Here is a 19350-nt window from a genome sequence, read left to right on the forward strand (position 1 = left end):
CGTCCCGTCCCCAGGGCCGGTGCCCCTTCGCCCCCGCCGCGGGTTCGTCGTGGTTGCTCGCGCCGCCCCCGCGCACCTTTCGGGGCGCGGGGGCGGGCTTCGTCTCGTGAGACGCCCTCGGCTTCAGGAACCCTCGCCCAGGACCTCCCCCAACGTCCCCAGCGCCGACCGGAGTTCCGGCGCCGTGATCGTCAGGGGCGGGGCCAGCCGGATGGTGGAGCCATGGGTGTCCTTGACCAGGATGCCCCGCTCCATGAGCCGCCGGCTGATCTCGCGGCCCGTACCGATCGCGGGGTCGACGTCGACGCCCGCCCACAGTCCGCGCGCCCGGAAACCGACCACGCCCCGGCCGACCAGTTCGGTGAGCCCCTCCCGCAGCACCCCGCCGAGTTCGGTGGCCCTGAGCTGGAACTCCCCGGTGCGCAGCAGCTCGACGACCGCCGACCCGACCGCCGCGGCGAGGGGGTTGCCGCCGAACGTCGAGCCGTGCTCGCCGGGCCGCAGGACCGACAGCACCTCACGGCGGGCCACCACCGCCGACACCGGCACGATGCCGCCACCGAGGGCCTTGCCGAGCAGTACGGCGTCGGGGAGGACGTCCTCGTGCTCCACGGCGAGCGTCCGGCCGGTGCGGCCGAGGCCCGACTGGATCTCGTCGGCGATGAACAGGCAGCCGGTGCGCCGGGTCAGCTCGCGGACCCCGCGCAGATAGCCGTCGTCCGGGATGAGCACGCCCGCCTCGCCCTGGATGGGCTCGATGAGCACCGCGGCCGTCGTCTCGTCGACCGCCGCCTCCAGCGCCGCGAGATCGTTGTACGGGACCACCCGGAACCCGGGAGTGAACGGGCCGAAGCCGTCCCGGGCCACCGGGTCGGTGGAGAAGCTGACGATCGTCGTGGTCCGGCCGTGGAAGTTGCCGTCGGCCACCACGATCGTCGCCCGGTCGGCCGGGACTCCCTTCACCTCGTACGCCCACTTGCGGGCCACCTTGATCGCGCTCTCCACGGCCTCGGCGCCCGTGTTCATCGGCAGCACCATGTCCAGGCCGGTCAGCTCGGCCAGCGACTCGGCGAACTCGGCGAGCCGGTCGTTGTGGAACGCCCGTGAGGTGAGGGTGAGGGTGTCGAGCTGGCGGTGCGCGGCCTCGATCAGCGCCGGGTGGCGGTGGCCGAAGTTGAGGGCGGAGTAGCCGGCCAGCATGTCCAGATAGCGGCGGCCCTCGACGTCCTCGACCCAGGTGCCCTCGGCGCGGGCGACGACCACGGGCAGCGGATGGTAGTTGTGCGCGAGGACGGGCTCCTCGGCGCGGATCAGGTCGGCCGACGAACGCGCGCGGACGGGAGCGGTCATGAGCGGATCTCCTGAGTGACGCACTTGATGCCGCCGCCGGCCTTCTGGAACTCCGACAGGTCGACGGGGACGGGGACGTAGCCCTGGCGGGCGAGCTGGTCGGCGAGCTCCTTGGCGCGGGGCGAGAGGAAGACGTGACGGCCGTCGGAGACCGAGTTCAGGCCGAAGGCCATGGCGTCCTCGCGGGTGGCGATCACCGCGTCCGGGTAGAGGCGGGCGAGGACCGCGCGACTGCCGGGCGAGAAGGCCTCCGGGTAGTACGCGATGTTGCCCGCGGAGCCGTCGCTGCCGTCTTCCAGGACGAACAGCGCCGTGTCCAGATGGTAGAACCGCGGGTCCACCAGCTGGAGGCTGATCACGGGGACACCGAAGAACTCCTGTGCCTGGCGGTGCGCCTCACGGGTGGTGCGGAAGCCGGTCCCGGCGAGCAGATGGCGACCGGTGGGCACCAGATCGCCCTCTCCCTCGCACACCGACTCCGAGCGGAACACCTCGTACCCGGCGCTCTTGAACCAGGCGTCGTAGGCGGTGGACTCGGCGCGCCGCTCGGGCGCGTGGAACAGCGAGCCGAGGACACGGCCGCCGAGGACGAGCGCGCAGTTGGCCGCGAACACCATGTCCGGCAGCGCCGCCACCGGCTCCACGGTGTCCACGGTGTGACCATGGGTCCGGTAGGCGCGGATCAGTTCCTGCCACTGATCCTGGGCGAGGTCGACATCCACGGGGACGTCCGGATGCATCCAGGGATTGATCGAGTACTGCACGGCGAAGTGTCTGGGTTCGCAGACGAGAAAGCGCCGAAGGCGCGGCACACGGCTGTCGGGCACAGAGGGTTTCTCCGCTTCCTGACGGTGTCGACGGGGATGACACCACGGTAGGAATCGGGCCAGGCGCACGACAAGGAACGAACGTTGCGTGTTCGCGCAGTAATACTGCGTGTTGAACCCGCTCAGCGCACGTTCGCTGCGTCCTGGGTCGCGGCGGCCTCCGGAGCCTCCGGCAGCAGGTGCGACAGCACCATGTAGCTGATCGTCTTCCGGATGAACGGCTCGGTGCGGATCCGCTCCAGCACCTCCTCGAAATGCTCCACGTCGACCGCCCGCACGTGCAGCAGCGCGTCCGCGCCCCCGGTCACCGTCATCGCCGCCGTGATCTCCGGATGGTTGCGGACCACCTCCGCGAGCCGCCGGGGCGGCGCCGCGCCCTCGCAGTACACCTCCACGTACGCCTCCGTGCGCCAGCCGAGCGCGGCCGGCTGCACGGTGGCCGTGAACCCGGTGATCACCCCGGTCTCCCGCAACCGGTCCACCCGCCGCTTGACCGCGGTGGCCGAAAGCCCGATGTCCGAGCCGATCTCGGCGAAGCTGGTCCTCGCGTTCGCCATCAACGCCGTGATGATCTTGCGGTCGAGCTCGTCGAACGCCGCGGACTTGCTGTTCATGAGGGCACTGTAGCCAGCGGGAGGCGTCCGCGACCCCCGGCGCGAAGGCCTCCGCCGCGCGCCCGTGTGCAGGAGTACGAATTACTCCTACACTCCACGTTCATGCTGCGCGCGCTCGCCGTCGATGACGAGAAACCCTCCCTGGAGGAGCTGCTGTACCTGCTGAACGCGGATCCACGGGTCGGCAGCGCCGAGGGCGCCAACGACGCCACCGAGGCACTGCGGCGGATCAACCGCGCCCTGGAGTCCGGCCCCGACGGGCCCGAGGCGATCGACGTCGTCTTCCTCGACATCCAGATGGCCGGCCTCGACGGCCTCGACCTCGCCCGCCTCCTCACCGGCTTCGCCCGGCCCCCGCTGGTCGTCTTCGTCACCGCGCACGAGGGCTTCGCCGTCCAGGCCTTCGACCTCAAGGCCGTCGACTACGTCCTCAAACCCGTACGCCGGGAACGCCTCGCCGAGGCGATCCGCCGGGCCGCCCAGCTCCGCGAGGCGATCACGGCCCCGACCCCGTCGATCCCCGTCCACGAACCCGACCCCGACCAGATACCCGTCGAACTCGGCGGGGTGACCCGCTTCGTCAGCGTCGACGACATCACCCACGTCGAGGCCCAGGGCGACTACGCCCGACTGCACACCCCGCACGGCAGCCACCTCGTCCGCATCCCCCTGTCGACCCTCGAGGAGCGCTGGCGCGCACGCGGGTTCGTCCGCATCCACCGCCGCCATCTCGTCGCCCTGCGGCACGTCGGCGAACTCCGGCTGGACGCGGGCACGGTCAGCGTCCTCGTCGGCTCCGTGGAACTCCAGGTCAGCCGCCGCCACGCCCGCGAACTGCGCGACCTGCTGATGCGCCGGACCACGGGCTGAGGAGCCGCCATGCCGAACGACCCCACCGAACGCCGCGTCGTCGTCACCGGCGTGCCCCGCCGCACCCCGCCCCACCGGCCACCAGCGCCCCCGCACCGAGATCGACGAACAGACCACCCTCGGCCACACCTACGTCCGCTCCCTCATGCGCAGCCAGCTCCGCGCCGCCCTCGCCGTGTTCGCGGTCCTGGTCCTGCTGGTCGCCCCGCTGCCCCTGGTCTTCGCCGCGATGCCGGACGGCGCCGGCCTGGAGTGGGCCCTCCTCGGCTTCGGCGTCTACCCACCCCTGGTCCTCCTCGCCCTGCGGCACGTACGCCGCGCCGAACGCAACGAACAGGACCTCGTCCGCCTCGTCGAGGACCGCTGAGGCGACGGAAGCAGTGAACCCGTGAACGAGAACTACGCCGTCCCCGCGGTCGCCCTCGTCGTCGTCGCGACCGTCCTCGTCGGCGCCTTCGGCCTGCGGATATCCCGCACCACCTCCGACTTCTACGTCGCCTCCCGCACCGTCGGCCCCCGCCTCAACGCGGCCGCGATCAGCGGCGAGTACCTCTCCGCCGCGTCCTTCCTCGGCATCGCCGGCCTCGTCCTCGTCCAGGGCCCCGACATGCTCTGGTACCCGGTCGGCTACACCGCCGGCTACCTCGTCCTCCTGCTGTTCGTCGCCGCCCCGCTGCGCCGCTCGGGCGCGTACACCCTGCCCGACTTCGCCGAGGCCCGGCTCGCCTCCAAGACCGTACGACGGCTCGCGGGGGCCTTCGTCGTCGGCGTCGGCTGGCTCTACCTCCTGCCCCAGCTCCAGGGCGCAGGACTGACGTTGAACGTGCTCACCGACGCCCCCGAATGGCTCGGCGGCGTCATCGTCGCCGTCGTCGTCTCCGCCACGGTCGCCGCCGGCGGCATGCGCAGCATCACCTTCGTCCAGGCCTTCCAGTACTGGCTCAAGCTCACCGCCCTCCTCGTCCCCGCCCTCTTCCTCGTCCTCGCCTGGCAGGGCGACGGCGCCCCGCGCCACGCCTTCGACGAGCCCGCGACCTTCCGCGAACAGCGTGTCGTCCGCGTCGACGAGACCCTCGACCTGAAGCTCGACGGCCCGCTCACCGTCACCGCCACCGGCACGATCGACGGCCTTCGCCACGACAACCGGCGCGTGGACCTGCCCGGCGGCACCCACCGCATCGAGAGGGGCACCCGTCTGACCTTCACCGAGGGCGACCCCGTCCCCGTCGCCGACCGCGGCACCAACGGCGGCATGTCCACCTCGCTGGCGTCCGGCCGCGAGGAACGCCCCCTGTACGCCACCTACGGGCTGATCCTCGCCACCTTCCTCGGCACCATGGGCCTGCCGCACGTCGTCGTCCGCTTCTACACCAGCCCGGACGGTGTCGCCGCCCGCCGCACCACGGTCGTCGTCCTCGGCATGATCGGCGTCTTCTACCTCCTGCCCCCGATCTACGGGGCACTCGGGCGGCTCTACGCCCCCGACCTCACCCTCACCGGCGACGCCGACGCGGCCGTCCTCCTGCTCCCGGACCGGATGATCGGCGGCCTCGGCGGCGACCTGCTCGGCGCGCTGGTCGCGGGCGGTGCCTTCGCCGCCTTCCTGTCCACCGCCTCCGGACTGACCATGGCGGTCGCGGGAGTCCTCACCCAGGACGTGCTGCCCGCCCGGGGCGTACGGCACTTCCGGCTCGCCACGGTCCTCGCCATGGCGGTGCCGCTCGCCGCGAGCGTCCTGGTCGGCGGGCTGCCTGTCGCCGACGCGGTCGGCCTTGCCTTCGCCGTCTCGGCGTCCTCGTTCTGCCCGCTGCTCGTCCTCGGCATCTGGTGGCGGCGCCTCACCCCGCCGGGCGCCGCCGCGGGCATGCTCGTCGGAGGCGGCGCTGCGCTCCTCGCGGTCGCAGCCACGATGGCCGGATACCCCGGCACCGGCACCCTGCACGCCCTGCTGGCCTGGCCCGCCCTCTGGTCCGTACCGCTCGGCTTCCTCACGATGGTCCTGGTGTCCCTGGCCACCCCCGGCAAGGTCCCGCCCGAGACCCCGGCGATCCTGGCCCGCTTCCACCTCCCGGAGGAACTCGTCGGAGGCCGGACCCGCGCGGCGACCAAGGAGATCGAACTGTGGCGGCGATGAGGGGCGACCGGGGCGGGAACCCACGAGCGGTGAGCGGTGTACCAGATGCAGGAGGTGAGCGATGAGCGGTGAAGCGACCGGGTTCCTGGCCGGGTTCTGCGTGGCCGTGCTCCCGCTGCTCGCGGCCGGCTTCTGGCTCGGCCGGCGTACGGCCCGCCCGCGCGACAGCCTCGGCGGACTCGGCACACCCGTCGAGCACGCCACCTTCCAGACCCTGCACACCGCCACCCTCGCCGCGCCCCCGCTGCGCGCCGGCCTCACGGAGGAGACGGCCCGCAGATCGGCCAAACGGCTGCGCACCCTGCTCGGCACGGACGCGCTCTGCCTCACCGACCACGAGTCCGTCCTCGCCTGGGAGGGCGTCGCCGAGCACCACCGCGCCGAGATCATGGGGCGCCTGGCGGGGCCCCTGGAGACCGGCCGGGGCGAGGCCTTCCGGCTGACCTGCGACATCATCGACTGCCCGGTGCGCTGGGCGGTGGTCGCCCCCCTCACGGTCGACGACCGGGTCCACGGCGCGCTCGTCGCCTGCGCGCCCCGCGAGTCCGCCGTCCTCGTCCGTGCGGCCGGCGAGGTCGCCCGCTGGGTCTCCGTCCAGCTCGAACTGGCCGATCTCGACCAGTCCCGGACCCGACTGATCGAGGCCGAGATCAAGGCCCTGCGCGCCCAGATCTCCCCGCACTTCATCTTCAACTCGCTCGCGGTGATCGCTTCGTTCGTCCGCACCGACCCCGAGCGCGCCCGCGAACTGCTGCTGGAATTCGCCGACTTCACCCGCTACTCGTTCCGCAGACACGGCGACTTCACCACCCTCGCCGACGAACTCCACGCCATCGACCACTATCTGGCACTGGTCCGGGCCCGCTTCGGCGACCGGCTCTCGGTCACGCTCCAGATAGCCCCCGAGGTCCTGCCGGTCACCCTGCCCTTCCTCTGCCTCCAGCCCCTCGTGGAGAACGCGGTGAAGCACGGGCTCGAAGGCCGGTCCGTCACCGCCGCCGGCAAGAGCCACATCAGCATCACCGCGCAGGACGCCGGAGCCGAGGCCCTCGTCGTCATCGAGGACGACGGCGTCGGCATGGAACCCGATGTGCTCCGCCGTATCCTCGCCGGCGAGACCAGCCCGTCCGGCGGCATCGGCCTCAGCAATGTCGACGAGCGGCTCCGCCAGGTCTACGGGGACGACCACGGCCTGGTCATCGAGACCGCGGTGGGCGCGGGCATGAAGATCACCGCCCGGCTGCCGAAATACCAGCCGGGCGTACACCCGGACGGGGGAATACCCCGCACCTGAGGATCACCCTGGGTGAGCTCTTTGCCGAGCCCTCGGTGGGCCTCAGGTGCGCGCCGCCACCATCCCCAGCGTCAGCAGGCCCAGGACGACCCAGCCGAACCACAGCCAGCCGTTGCTGCCGAGGGCCACCGAGTAGGCCGTCACCATGACCAGCCCACCGACGGTGAGCACCCCCATGGCCTTCGTCGAACCGGGCATCGCGACACCCTTCCCTCAGGTCCTCAGGCTTCTTCTCCCTCCATGGTGCCCCCAGTGGCGGAAATGACAGTGCAGACGACGAAATGCGCGCCCTTTTTCCAGCCGTCCTCGCTGACCCAGAAACCGGATCCGGTCCGATCGGGCTCATAGCCGTACTGCACCGGCGGCAGGTTCTTCTTGCAGGCGTCGCGAGCCTGCTCCTGAGCATCGCCGTAGCTGGTGCCGGGACTCATCTCGTGGAACCCGAGAACCTTCTCCTCGTGACGTTCCTGGCAGGAGACCAGCCGGATCTTGTTGCTGGAGATCGTGTCGAGACAGTCCTGCTTCTGCAGGGTGGCCACGTCGACGAGCACCGTCTCACCCACCGTCCGGTACTCACCGATCGGCCCCCACACCGGCCTGCGCTCGCCCAGCAGCAGACAGGCGACCCGGCGGCCGGCCGCGTCGAAACCGTCGTCGGTCGGCACCACGGCGAGGGAGCGGACGTCCACGAGCCTGTCCCGGGCCTCCGCCGTGAGCTGCTCGCACCGGGCCGCGCCCCCCGCGCGGGCGTCCGCGGCGGACGAGACCTCGTAGGAGGCCATCACCTGGCCGTCCATCGCGGGCCCCGCGCACCCGGCCACGATCCGCAGCCCGGCCGGGTCGGTGAACGGGGTGTCGCGCCAGGTGACGTCGACGCAGTCACCGTCCTTCAGCGGCTCGGTCAGGCCCACGGCCCTGCCGTACGGCAGCGCCGCGTTCCCGCCGCCTCCGCCGCCGAGGCCGTCCGTCAGCTCCTTCATGTTCCCCATGGCGTACCAGGTTCCGCCGACGACCAGAGCGAGACCGAGGGTGGTCGCCACGCCCGCGAGCAGGGCGCGGCTGCGATGCCGACGGTGATGCCCGCCGGAGCCCGCCCCTCGGTGCTCCGGCGGGGACCAGCCGTCCGCACGTGCCGGTGCAGCCCCTCCTCCCGGCTCGCCGGCTCCACCCGACGGCGCGTACCACGGTGTCTCGTGCGCGCCCGGAGGGGCGAGGGGGTACTCGTGATCCGCCGTGTGCGTGGGCCCGCTCGCCCACTGCGGTTGCGAGCCGAGGTCGGGCTCGGTGCGCGGGTGGGCCTGGGGCGTGACGATCGCGGAGAGCGCCGCCTCGGTCTCGGCTGCGGTGATCCGGTGTACGGGGTCCTTGGCGAGCAGGGTGGCCAGCACCGGTTCCAGCGCGCCCGCCCGCAGCATGGGGCGCGGTTGTTCCAGGACCACGGCGGTGAGCGCCGCGATCTCCGAGTCGCGGTCGAACGGCCCGTACCCCTCGACGGCGTGGTAGAGCGTGCAGCCCAGCGAGAACAGGTCGGACGCGGCGGTCGGCGCCCCACCCTGCGCCCGCTCGGGTGCCAGGTACCCGGCGGTCCCGACCAGGACATGGGTCCGGGTGTACCGGGTCTCCTGGGTGTCCGGCTGGACGGAGATGCCGTAGTCGGTGAGGAGGACGCGTGCGTACGGTGATCCGGTGCGGTCCGGGGCGAGCAGGATGTTGGCCGGCTTGACGTCCCGGTGCATGATGCCGCGCTCGTGTCCGGCCGTCAGCGCGTCCAGCACGGCGAGCCCGATCCGGGCGCACTCGGCAGGCGCGAGGGAGCCTCGTTGGGTCACCAGCGCCTTCAGGTCCAGGGCGCCCGGCACGTACTCCATGACGATCCACGGCAGCTCGTCGTGTTCCAGGACGTCGTGCACGGTGACCACGTTCGGGTGGGCGCGCAGTCCGGCGGCGTGCCGGGCCTCCGCGCGGGCGCGGGCCACGCGAGCGGTGCGCTCCTGCTCGGCCTCGCCCGGATGGCGGAACACGATCTCCTTGAGCGCCACCTCGCAGTCCAGCTGACGGTCGTGCGCCAGCCAGACATGGCCCATGCCGCCGCTGCCCAGCTGGTTCAGCAGGAGATAGCGGTCGGCGATGACCCGGCCGGCTCCCGAATGCGGTGCGCCTGACTGCATCGGTCACTCCCAGGGTCAGATCCACATGAACCGGGCCGGTTCCTGCACGGGGGCGCCCGGCGCCCCCGCATGGCTCGGATCCCCCGGACTCCCGGGGACGTCGGAAGGTGGGTCACCGGTCGGATCGGGAGCGCTCGTGGGGATGTCGGTGGGCGGGCCGCTCTCCTCCGGCGGAGTCGGGTCGGGGTCGCGAGTGGTCGGCGGGGGTGTCGAGGGTTCGGTGGACGTGGGAACGGAGGTGGGGGTGGGGTCCGGTGACGGCGTGAGGGGCGTCTCGTCCGTGGGCGGGGAGTGGTGGGCCCCGTGGGCGACGACACGTCGTCCGTGGGGGAGCCTCCGCCCGAAGGGGTCGTGCCCGGGTCCGTCGGCGACGACCTGTCGTCCGTCGGCGACTCTCCCGTCGGCGATCCGCCCGACGACGAGCCGTCCGAGGACGAACCTCCCGTGTCCGAGGGCTCTGTCGGCCCCGGATCCGTGCCCGAGGATCCGCCGTCGGAGTCCGACCCACCGTCCGTCGTCGCGCCACCGCTCGGACCCGAGCCGCCGTTCGTGCCCGGTTCGGACGCGGATCCGTCGGTGCCGTCTCCCGAAGTCCCGCCCGGCCACTCCACGTGCAGTGCCACCGGGGCGCCGAACTCCAGCCGGGCGCCCGGCCCGGGGCTCGACCCGGTGACCGGCGCGTCGCTCGGCGGCATCCCGTTTCCGGCGACCGTCACCGCCAGGCCCCGCTCCGCCATGGCCGCGCTCGCCTCGCCGAAGGTCATCCCCCCTACCTTCGGCACGGACCGCCGCGCACGGGTGTCGAACGTCGTGTCGGACTCGCCCGTGGTGCCGATCTCGCGGCTGATGCCCCGGTCCGGGTCCTCGACGTCGACGAGCTTGATCTCCTTCAGCTGCTCGGGCGCGGGTTTGACGACCACGACCGCGGCCTGGTCGTAGTTCTCCCACCGCTTGTTGTCGCCCGTGAACTCCACCTTGATGCGGTCCGGGTCCCCGGCGAACGAGCGCAGCGGATTTCCGCAGCTGCACTTGACGGCCGGCAGCCCCTGGTCGTCCACCAATACCGCGATCCCGGCTTCCAGCAGCGCGTCGAAGGGGACGGCCCTGCCCTTTTTGTAGTCGTGGTTCTTCACGAGGGTGTCGTGACGCAGCAGAACGGGTGTGAGGTCGTCGAGATAATCCGGGATGCGGTCGACACCGACTCCGACGATCCGGGCCCATTGCTGAGCCTTTTTCTTGTTCTCGGGAGCGGTGAGGAAATCCTCCAGCTTGCCGACGTCACAGATCTTCGGTTTCCGTGTGCCCCCGTACAGGCCGGGGGTGCTGCCCTGCTGAAGGCCGCTGTGCGGCGCCCGCGACCGCAGGTCCGGCTCGTCCCGGCCGAGCCGTTCGCCCTCGTCGAAGAAAGGAGCGAGGGACGGCACCCCCGCGGCCACCGCCGTCACCGCGAGCAGTGACGGGCCCGACTCCCCGCAACCGCCGAGGACCAGTACGCCCACCAATAGCAAACATGTTCGCAAGCGTGCGCGAATTGTCATGACCGCTCCCCCTTGCGGTTTCCCCCGTCACCTCGCAGAGCGTATGCGAGGCTCACGCATCATGCTACTGAAGGGCAAAGCCTTTCCGTCAAGAGAAATAGAAAGGGGCACGGTTCTGTGGCCAAAGAAAAGAATGGGAGCACATCTGGCAAGAAAAAGAAATGTGACTCAGCGACCACGTGCGTTGAGTGAGGCGAGGTAGGCGTTGTACGCCTCCAGCTCCTTGTCCCCGTCCCGGTCGGCCGCGCGGTCCGTGCGCCGGGCCTGCCGCTGCTCGGAGTTGTACCACTGGAAGAGCAGCGCCAGCAGCACAAGGACCGAGGGGATCTCGCTGAAGGCCCAGGCGATGCCGCCGGCCGCGTTCTGGTCGGACAGGGCGTCGATGCCGAGGGAGGCGGGCGGGTTCTCGTACGTCTTCACCATCGGCGCGGACGCCATCATCAGTGCGATGCCGAAGAAGGCGTGGAACGGCATGCCCGCGAACAGCTCCAGCATCCGCATCAGATAGCCGGGCCGGTGCGGGCCCGGGTCCACGCCCATGATCGGCCAGAAGAAGAACAGTCCGACCAGCAGGAAGTGCGTCATCATCACGATGTGCCCCGGCGTCGACCCCATCAGGAAGTCGAACAGCGGCGTGAAGTACAGCCCGTAGAGGCTCGCGATGAACATCGGGATCGTGAACGCCGGATGCGTGACGATCTTCATGTACCAGCTGTGCAGGAACATCAGCAGCAGCTCGCGCGGCCCCTTCCGCCCCTTCCCCGCCACCGGCAGCGCCCGCAGCGCCAGGGTGATCGGCGCCCCCAGCAGCAGCACGATCGGCGCCAGCATGCTGATCACCATGTGCTGCACCATGTGCACGCTGAACATGACCATGCCGTAGTCGTTCAGCCCGGTGCACGTCACCAGCATCACCAGCAGCACACCCACGACGAACGCGATCGTCCGCCCCACCGGCCACTTGTCCCCGCGCCGCACGAGCCGTACGACGCCCCAGGCGTAGAGCGCGAGCCCCACCAGACAGGCGATCAGGAAGAACGGATCCGCCGACCACGAGAGCCCTCGCCCGAGAGTGAAGGGCAAAAGCCCCGTCCCGTGCCCGCTGTGATCCATCCGCCGGCTCCTGTTTCGTGGGGGTTGTGCTGTCTGTCCGCCCCCAGACTAGAACCGCCCCCGGTCACGATCATGACCGGGGGCAAGCCTGGAAGGGGCGCGGGGCTGTTTCGCTATGCGGCTCCGCCGAGTGGGCGCGATCAGCCACGAACGACCCGCACCCCGCCGATCACCGGCTGGACCGAGCTCTCATCGGCGCCCTAGAGCACACACTCCGCCTCGGCGTACCGATCCTCCGGTACCGTCTTCAACGTCTCCACCGCCTCAGCGAGCGGCACCATCACGATGTCGGTCCCCCGCAGCGCGGTCATGTGCCCGAACTCACCCCGGTGCACGGCCTCCACCGCGTGCCACCCGAACCGCGTCGCCAGCACCCGGTCGTACGCGGTCGGCGTACCGCCCCGCTGCACATGCCCGAGGATCACCGGCCGCGCCTCCTTGCCGAGGCGCTGCTCCAGCTCGATCGACAGCTGCCGCGCGATCCCGGCGAACCGCTCGTGGCCGTAGATGTCCTTGCCGCCCTCGTCGAAGTCCATCGACCCGGCCTTCGGCTTCGCCCCCTCCGCGGCGACGACGATCGCGAACCGCTTGCCCGCCGAGAACCGCTCGGCGACCTTCGTGGCCAACTCCTCGATGTCGAAGGGCCGTTCCGGTACGACGATGGCGTGCGCGCCGGCCGCCATGCCGGAGTGGAGCGCGATCCAGCCGGTGTGGCGGCCCATGACCTCCACGACCAGGACGCGCTGGTGGGACTCGGCGGTGGTCTTCAGCCGGTCCAGCGCCTCCGTCGCGACGCCCACGGCCGTGTCGAAGCCGAACGTGACGTCCGTGACCGCGATGTCGTTGTCGATGGTCTTCGGTACGCCCACGACCGGCAGGCCGCTGTCCGACATCAGCCGGGCCGCCTTCAGCGTGCCCTCACCGCCGATGGGGATGATCGCGTCGAGCCCGAGCTCCTCGACGTGGCCCTTCGCCCGCGCCACCCCGTCCCGCAGGTGCGAGGGCTGCACCCGGGAGGAACCGAGGATCGTGCCGCCGCGGGCCAGGATGCCGGACACCGCGTCCAGGTCGAGCTTGAGGTAGTCGCAGTCCAGCAGACCTTTCCAGCCGTCCCGGAAACCGATGACCTCGTCGCCGTGGTCGACGACGGCGCGGTGCACGACGGACCGGATGACGGCGTTCAGCCCCGGGCAGTCGCCGCCGGACGTGAGGACACCAATACGCATAGCCCGAATACCTTCTCGACGTGGGCCGGGGACCGGACCACGCTGTCCGGCTGGAATCCCCGCCACCCTACCGGCGGCAGGGGGCGGGGCCGTAGCGGGCGTCCGCCTGCTGGACGGCCCCGCACAGGTGAGCGGAGCCCTGGTCAGACGGGCTTTCACAGGTGAGCGGGAGCCCCTACGGATGGGCCTTTCGCACGAGCGGTGCTGAACCGTTTCTCAAGGGCCCCGGCCCCCGCCCGGACGCGCTACGCGGGCTGCTGGGCCGCCGAGATCCGCTCGTCGCGCAGCGCCTCGAACCAGCGGTCGTCGGTCGGCGGCAGCGCGTTCACGTCCAGCGCCAGCTTCAGCAGCAGGTCCGCGATCTGCGGGTTCCGCGCCAGCACCGGCCCGTGCATGTACGTGCCGAAGACGGTGTCGTTGTACGCGCCCTCCGTGCCGTCGCCCGTGCCGTTGCCCTTGCCGAGGCGGACCTGTGCGAGGGGGCGGGCGGTGGGGCCGAGGTGGGTGACGCCCTGGTGGTTCTCGAACCCGGTCAGCTGCGGCAGCCCGAGGCGCGGGTCGATGTCCGCGAGGACGTCGCCGACGCACCGTTCGCCCTCGCCCCGGGTCGTGGTCACGTCGAGCAGGCCGAGGCCCGGCTCGCGCTGGCCGAGGTCGTTGACGAACTCGTGGCCGAGGATCTGGTAGCCGGCGCAGACGGCGAAGACGATCGCGCCGTTGTTCACCGCCTGGTACAGATGCCGGTCACGGCGCAGGCGCTCGGCCGCCAGCCGCTGCGGCCGGTCCTCGCCGCCGCCGATCAGATAGATGTCGCCGGAGGTCGGGATCGGCTGGTCGCTGCGCACGTCCAGCCGGGCCACGTCCAGGCCGCGCTGCCGTGCGCGGCGCTCGACGACGAGGACGTTGCCCTGGTCGCCGTAGGTGCTGAGCAGGTCCGGGTAGACCCAGACGACCCGCAGACTGTTGTCGCTCATGAAGTCAGTGCCCCTCAGAGTCGTTCATGGTCGTTCGTGGCCGGGTGCTCAGTTGCCCACGCGACGGCGCAGGTCCTGGAACGCGGTGTAGTTCGCGATGACCTCGATCCGGCCCGGCGGGCACATCTGCACCGCCTGGTCGAGGGTGTCGCAGACCTGGAAGTGCTGACCCGCCACTTCCAGACGCACCGCGAGGTCCAGCTTGCGGTCGCCGAGCACGAAGATCGGGTGGCCGGTCAGCCGGGTGTAGTCGACGTCCCAGAGCCACGAGGTGTCGGTGCCGTCGGCGCCGCGCGCGTTCACCGACAGGATCACCGGCGACGGCGGCGGGTCGATCAGCGAGAACGTCTCCAGCCAGCCCGCCGGGTTCTTGGCGAGCAGCAGCCGCAGATCCCGCTGCATGAACTGCACCACGTCGTACCGTCCGGCGACCGCCTGCACCTGGTACATGCGTTCCAGGGCGACCTGCGGCGGCACACCGAAGACGGCGGCGGTGGCGGCCGACGAGGCGGCGTTGGCCTTGTTGGCGCGACCCGGCAGCTGCAGATGGATCGGCCAGGCCGAACCGTGCGGGTCGAGGACGTGGTCGCCGGAGAGCGCCCAGCTCGGTGTGGGGCGGCGGAAACCGCACTCGCCGCAGAACCAGTCGTCGCCGGGGCGCTGCATCACACCACCGCAGGACGGGCAGGACCAGGCGTCGTCCTTCCACATCTGGCCGACCGCGACCCAGACCACGTTCGGCGAGGACGAGGCCGCCCACACGATCAGCGGGTCGTCGCAGTTGGCCACGACGACGGCCTTGGTGCCGGCCAGGCCCTCCCGCCATGCCTCCGCCATCATGCGGGTCTCGGCGGCACGGTCGAGCTGGTCGCGGGAGAGGTTGAGCAGTGCGATGCACTTGGGGTCGGTGTCCCGCGCGACACCGGCCAGGTACTTCTCGTCGACCTCGATGACCGCGAACTTGGCGTCCGAGTTCCCGGCGAGCGCCGAGGTGATGCCCGCGGGCATGTTGGCGCCGAGCGCGTTGGATACGACGGGGCCCGCGGCCCGCAGCGCCTCGGCGATCAGCCGGGTCGTGGTGGTCTTGCCGTTGGTGGCGGAGACCAGGATGACGTCCAGGCTCTGCGCGAGCCTGGCGAGGAGGTCGGGGTCGAGTTTCAGTGCCACCCGGCCGCCGATCACAGATCCGCTACCGCGTCCAGCGGCACGCGATGCCGCCGCGACCGCCTTGCCCGCCGTCACGGCCAGCTTGGCCCGCGGCGTGAGCGGGTCCGAGTTGCCTGCCATCAGTTCTCGATCCTCCTTGCGTACAGCGCCGCGCCCAGTCCCGGCAACGTGTGGACCAAAGACTATCGAGATCCACTCACGCGCCCGAATCTCGTCCGGGCCGTAACCCTGGTCGGACCGGCGATATCAGGTCTGAACGTACCCTTGCGGCCATGCGAAGCGGCTCGATTCCCGGCGCCCGAGGGCGCGTTCTCCCCATGACACTGCTCGGGGACCCCGTATTGCAGGCGCCTTGTGAAGAGGTGACGGAGTTCGGGGCCGAACTGGTGCGGCTTGTGGAGGACATGTTCGCGACGATGTACGACGCGCGGGGGGTGGGGCTCGCCGCGAACCAGGTGGGCCGGGGGCTGCGGGTCTTCGTGTACGACTGCCCGGACGACGAGGACGTGCGTCATCTCGGCCATGTGGTGAACCCCCGGCTCGTCTCGACCGGAGGGATCGTACTGCGGGGGCCCGAGGGTTGTCTGTCGCTGCCCGGGCTGGAGGCGGGGGTGGAGCGGTACGACGAGGCCGTGGTCGAGGGGTTCACGGTGGACGGGGACCGGGTGCGGGTGTCGGGGAGCGGGTTCTTCGCGCGGTGTCTGCAGCACGAGTGCGATCACCTCGAGGGCCGGGTGTATGTGGACCGGCTGTCGGGGTGGCGGCGTTCTCGGGTGTTGCGGAAGGCCGCGCGGGCGCCGTGGGGGGTGTGAGTTCCTCGGCGGGTCCAGGCCGGTGGGGCTTCTCGCGGGGTTCCCCGCGCCCCTCAGGGGCGCGGATGGAACCCTCTAGAAGCCCGGGCCGCCCACCTTGTCGCCCGCCGCTGCCAGGCGGCCCCAGAGGAGGTCCGCGAGGCTGCGGACCAACTCCGCTCTGGTGAGTGGGCGTTCGCCGAGCCACCAGTCGCCCGCGGCGTGCATCATGCCGACGATGCCGTGGCCCCATACACGTGCCAGCTGGCGGCTGTCGGGACCGAGGTCGAGGCGGTCCTCGATGACCGTGCCGAGTTCCTCGCCCATGCGCCGCAGGAGGGGGGCCGAGTGCTTGCCGACGTCGAAGCCCTGGTCGCCGGGCTGGCCGCCCTCGGCGGGGTGCATGAGGAAGCGGTACACCTGGGGGCGGGCCTCGATGGCCGCCAGATAGGTGTCGAGGGTCGCCTCGACGCGTTCACGGCGCTCCGCGGGGGCGTCCAGCGCGGCCCGCAGGGAATCGAGGAGCGCATCGGTGTGCCGCTGGGCGAGGGCGGCGTAGAGTCCGCCCTTGTCGCCGAAGTGGCGGTACAGAATCGGCTTGGTGATGCCGGCTTCGGCGGCGATGGCGTTCATCGACGCTCCGGGGCCGTCGCGGAGCACGACTCGGTCCGCGGCCTCCAGCAGCTCGCGACGACGGCGGTCGGCGGACCGCTCCTGGTCGGTCCGCTGCGTGGTGTCCATGAGTCTCTCCCCCACATGCTGATGACGGTGACGCCTTGCGCAAACTAACACTGATCGGCGTGACCCGTTCGAACGGGCTACCGAGCACTGCTCGGGAGTTGACTTTTCCTACCGACCGGTAACAGACTCCAGTTACCGCAGGTAACATCTTAGTGCAGTGCTGGAGGCGCGTCATGGCCGAGTTCACCATGGAACTCAACGAGGAACAGCGAGAGGTCCGCGACTGGCTCCACGGATTCGCCGCCGATGTGATCCGCCCCGCGGCCGCCGAGTGGGACGAGCGCGAGGAGACCCCCTGGCCGGTGATACAGGAGGCCGCCAAGGTCGGCATCTACTCCCTCGACTTCTACGCCCAGCAGTACTTCGATCCGACCGGCCTCGGCATCCCCATGGCCATGGAGGAGCTGTTCTGGGGCGACGCGGGCATCGCCCTGTCCATCGTCGGCACCGGCCTCGCCGCCGTCGGTGTCCTCGCCAACGGCACCGAGGAGCAGGTCGGCACCTGGATCCCCCAGATGTACGGTGACGCGAACGATGTCAAGGTCGCCGCGTTCTGCTCCTCCGAGCCCGACGCCGGTTCCGACGTCGCCTCCATGCGCACCCGCGCGGTCTACGACGAGGCCAAGGACGAGTGGGTCCTCAACGGCACCAAGACCTGGGCGACCAACGGCGGTATCGCCAACGTCCACGTCGTGGTCGCCGTCGTCGACCCCGAGCTCGGTTCCAAGGGCCACGCGTCCTTCATCGTCCCGCCGAGCACGCCCGGACTGTCCCAGGGCCAGAAGTTCAAGAAGCACGGCATCCGGGCCTCCCACACCGCCGAGGTCGTCCTGGAGGACGTCCGCGTCCCCGGCTCCTGCCTCCTCGGTGGCAAGGAGAAGCTCGACGAGCGGCTGGCGCGGGCCCGTGAGCGGGCCAAGGCCGGGGGCGAGCGGGTGAAGAACGCGGCGATGGCCACGTTCGAGGCCTCCCGCCCGGCCGTGGGCGCCATGGCGGTGGGCACCGCCCGTGCCGCGTACGAGGTCGCCCTCGACTACGCCAAGACCCGTGAGCAGTTCGGCCGGCCCATCATCGACAACCAGGGCGTCGCCTTCCAGCTCGCGGACATGCGGACCTCCGTCGACGCGGCGCGGCTGCTGGTGTGGCGGGCGTCCTGGATGGCGATCAACGGCAAGCAGTTCACGGCGGCCGAGGGGTCCCAGTCGAAGCTGTTCGCGAGCGAGACGGCGAAGAAGGTGACCGCGCAGGCGATCCAGATCCTCGGCGGCAACGGGTACACGCGGGAGTACCCGGTCGAGCGGATGCACCGGGACGCGGCTATCTACACCATCTTCGAGGGTACGAGTGAGGTGCAGCGGCTGGTGATCGCCCGGACCCTGTCGGGAATGCCGATCCGGTAGCGGCGTGGGGGTGCGTGTGTCGGTCGGACTGCGGGAGCGTCGTGGTTGCTCGCGCCCACGCGGCGCAGCCGCATATCGACACGGCCCCGCGCCCCCTTCAGGGCTCGGGCTGTCATCAGCGGTGACGACACGTACCCCCGACAGGAGTGCCTGATGACGCGTACGGCCGGTGAAGTGCTGGAAGAAATGACCGCGCGGCTCGCCCCGGGACCCGATGCCAATCCGCTGCTGCCCCTGATCGCCTCCGGTGCGGCCGATCTCGACACCCTCGCCGTGCTCGCCATGGAGCAGCGGCTGGTGATCGCCGCGGATCTGCTCTCCTTCCGCCATCTGGCCGAGCGGTCGGCCGTCGAGGATCCGGCCTGCGCCCCCTTCTTCGAGATGCTCGCGGAGGGGGAGGAGGTGGCGGCCGGGCGGCTCGGCGCGCTCGCGCAGGCGTGCGGGGTGGATGAGGAGAGGGCGACGGCGTACGAGCCGCTGCCGGGCTGTCAGGCCTACCCGTCGTACGTCGCCCGGCTCGCCCTCGGTGCCGTCCCGGCCGACGTCGTGCTCGCGCTCAGCGCCAACTTCGCCTCCTGGGGAGGCTATTGCGCGACGATCGCCAAGTCCCTCCGCGATCACTACGCCTTCACCGTCGAGGCCTGCGGCTTCTTCGACTTCTTCGCCGAGCCGGCCCCGGAACTGGAGGAGAGGGCGAAGGGGCGGTACAGGCGGGGGTGGACACGGGGCGGATCGACGAGGAGGCGGCCCACCGCTACGGGCGACTGCTGCAGAGCTACGAATCGATGTTCTGGACCACACTGGCGCGCCCCTGAAAGGGGCGCGGGGAACTGCGCGACAAGCCACGACGTACCCGCAGGCGCGCACGGTCGCGAGGGCTACGGCGCGTGGGCGAAGCGGCCCTAGCCGGAGGCGGCCCCGCTGCTGTGCGCGATGCACGCCACGTCGATCCGGTCCGCGAGCTTCGCCAGCTCGATCGTCAGAGCCGCCACCGTGTCCTCGTCGAGCTCCTCACCCGCCTCCACCAGGTGCAGCCAGCGCCCGCCCACCGTCCGCAGCAGCTTGCTCACATCGGCCGCAGACACCTGCAGGGTCCCGCGGGCGTCGACGATCAGAGGCAGAGTCACTTCGCGGTTCACAACG

General features: G+C 71.0%; 18 protein-coding genes and 1 pseudogene. 7 read left to right on the forward strand and 12 right to left on the reverse strand.

The window, feature by feature from the left end; translation table 11 throughout:
* Positions 1-123: 123 nt before the first annotated feature.
* The 3 genes from rocD to E4N62_RS46545 form a co-directional block, all read right to left on the reverse strand.
* Positions 124-1350: an ornithine--oxo-acid transaminase gene (rocD, locus tag E4N62_RS46535; protein ID WP_230224473.1), complete on the reverse strand. Its 1227-nt coding sequence runs from the start codon at positions 1348-1350 to the stop codon at positions 124-126.
* On the reverse strand, positions 1347-2177 hold the full coding sequence (gene ddaH / locus E4N62_RS46540) for a dimethylargininase (protein WP_230224474.1): 831 nt from the start codon (positions 2175-2177) through the stop codon (positions 1347-1349). The genes rocD and ddaH overlap by 4 nt, the downstream gene beginning before the upstream one ends.
* Before the next feature lie 122 nt (positions 2178-2299).
* Positions 2300-2791, reverse strand: a complete 492-nt coding sequence (locus tag E4N62_RS46545; RefSeq protein ID WP_045562354.1) for an Lrp/AsnC family transcriptional regulator — start codon at positions 2789-2791, stop codon at positions 2300-2302.
* A 102-nt stretch (positions 2792-2893) separates the two neighbouring features.
* On the opposite strand from E4N62_RS46545, the gene E4N62_RS46550 reads away from it, so the two are divergent.
* The 4 genes and pseudogenes from E4N62_RS46550 (at position 2894) to E4N62_RS46565 (ending at position 7089) form a co-directional block, all read left to right on the forward strand.
* The gene (locus tag E4N62_RS46550; RefSeq protein ID WP_230224475.1) at positions 2894-3661 is read left to right on the forward strand and encodes a LytTR family DNA-binding domain-containing protein; all 768 of its coding nucleotides are present in this window, start codon (positions 2894-2896) and stop codon (positions 3659-3661) included.
* A gap of 9 nt (positions 3662-3670) precedes the next feature.
* Positions 3671-4028 (forward strand): annotated as a pseudogene (locus E4N62_RS46555) (hypothetical protein).
* Between the two features lie 21 nt (positions 4029-4049).
* Entirely contained in the window at positions 4050-5795 is a 1746-nt protein-coding gene (locus tag E4N62_RS46560; RefSeq protein WP_230224476.1) for a cation acetate symporter, read from the forward strand.
* A 61-nt stretch (positions 5796-5856) separates the two neighbouring features.
* Positions 5857-7089, forward strand: a complete 1233-nt coding sequence (locus tag E4N62_RS46565; protein ID WP_184896880.1) for a sensor histidine kinase — start codon at positions 5857-5859, stop codon at positions 7087-7089.
* 42 nt (positions 7090-7131) lie between these two features.
* On the opposite strand, the gene E4N62_RS46570 is transcribed toward E4N62_RS46565, so the two are convergent.
* The 7 genes from E4N62_RS46570 to E4N62_RS46600 all read right to left on the reverse strand — a co-directional run bounded on the left by E4N62_RS46570 (position 7132) and on the right by E4N62_RS46600 (position 15395).
* On the reverse strand, positions 7132-7287 hold the full coding sequence (locus tag E4N62_RS46570) for a hypothetical protein (protein WP_184896882.1): 156 nt from the start codon (positions 7285-7287) through the stop codon (positions 7132-7134).
* Positions 7288-7310: 23 nt separating this feature from the next.
* The gene (locus E4N62_RS46575) at positions 7311-9257 is read right to left on the reverse strand and encodes a serine/threonine-protein kinase (protein ID WP_230224477.1); all 1947 of its coding nucleotides are present in this window, start codon (positions 9255-9257) and stop codon (positions 7311-7313) included.
* Positions 9194-10756, reverse strand: a complete 1563-nt coding sequence (locus E4N62_RS46580) for a PASTA domain-containing protein (protein ID WP_230224478.1) — start codon at positions 10754-10756, stop codon at positions 9194-9196. Before E4N62_RS46580 ends, E4N62_RS46575 begins: the two co-directional genes overlap by 64 nt.
* A gap of 207 nt (positions 10757-10963) precedes the next feature.
* Positions 10964-11908, reverse strand: a complete 945-nt coding sequence (locus E4N62_RS46585; protein ID WP_230224480.1) for a cytochrome c oxidase assembly protein — start codon at positions 11906-11908, stop codon at positions 10964-10966.
* A 200-nt stretch (positions 11909-12108) separates the two neighbouring features.
* On the reverse strand, positions 12109-13134 hold the full coding sequence (locus E4N62_RS46590) for a 6-phosphofructokinase (protein ID WP_230224481.1): 1026 nt from the start codon (positions 13132-13134) through the stop codon (positions 12109-12111).
* 245 nt (positions 13135-13379) lie between these two features.
* Positions 13380-14108 carry a type 1 glutamine amidotransferase gene (locus E4N62_RS46595; RefSeq protein ID WP_184896890.1) on the reverse strand — a complete coding sequence of 243 codons (729 nt, stop codon included), beginning with the start codon at positions 14106-14108 and terminating at the stop codon, positions 13380-13382.
* A gap of 48 nt (positions 14109-14156) precedes the next feature.
* On the reverse strand, positions 14157-15395 hold the full coding sequence (locus tag E4N62_RS46600) for a MurT ligase domain-containing protein (RefSeq protein ID WP_184896892.1): 1239 nt from the start codon (positions 15393-15395) through the stop codon (positions 14157-14159).
* A gap of 152 nt (positions 15396-15547) precedes the next feature.
* Between E4N62_RS46600 and def the strand changes: the two genes are divergently transcribed.
* Positions 15548-16087, forward strand: a complete 540-nt coding sequence (gene def / locus E4N62_RS46605; protein WP_230224483.1) for a peptide deformylase — start codon at positions 15548-15550, stop codon at positions 16085-16087.
* Between the two features lie 75 nt (positions 16088-16162).
* Here def and E4N62_RS46610 read toward each other — a convergent pair whose 3' ends face one another.
* Entirely contained in the window at positions 16163-16807 is a 645-nt protein-coding gene (locus E4N62_RS46610; protein WP_215451349.1) for a TetR family transcriptional regulator, read from the reverse strand.
* A 173-nt stretch (positions 16808-16980) separates the two neighbouring features.
* Between E4N62_RS46610 and E4N62_RS46615 the strand changes: the two genes are divergently transcribed.
* Both E4N62_RS46615 and E4N62_RS46620 read left to right on the forward strand, forming a co-directional pair.
* On the forward strand, positions 16981-18207 hold the full coding sequence (locus E4N62_RS46615; protein ID WP_230224485.1) for an acyl-CoA dehydrogenase family protein: 1227 nt from the start codon (positions 16981-16983) through the stop codon (positions 18205-18207).
* A gap of 153 nt (positions 18208-18360) precedes the next feature.
* Positions 18361-19113, forward strand: a complete 753-nt coding sequence (locus E4N62_RS46620) for a transcriptional regulator (RefSeq protein WP_308186422.1) — start codon at positions 18361-18363, stop codon at positions 19111-19113.
* On the opposite strand, the gene E4N62_RS46625 is transcribed toward E4N62_RS46620, so the two are convergent.
* Entirely contained in the window at positions 19110-19346 is a 237-nt protein-coding gene (locus tag E4N62_RS46625) for a DUF6213 family protein (protein WP_230224487.1), read from the reverse strand. The two genes, E4N62_RS46620 and E4N62_RS46625, sit on opposite strands and share 4 nt — an antisense overlap.
* Positions 19347-19350 lie beyond the last annotated feature (4 nt).

Origin of the sequence: Streptomyces sp. MNU76, from assembly GCF_020982545.1 — a bacterium.
Classification (GTDB): domain Bacteria; phylum Actinomycetota; class Actinomycetes; order Streptomycetales; family Streptomycetaceae; genus Streptomyces.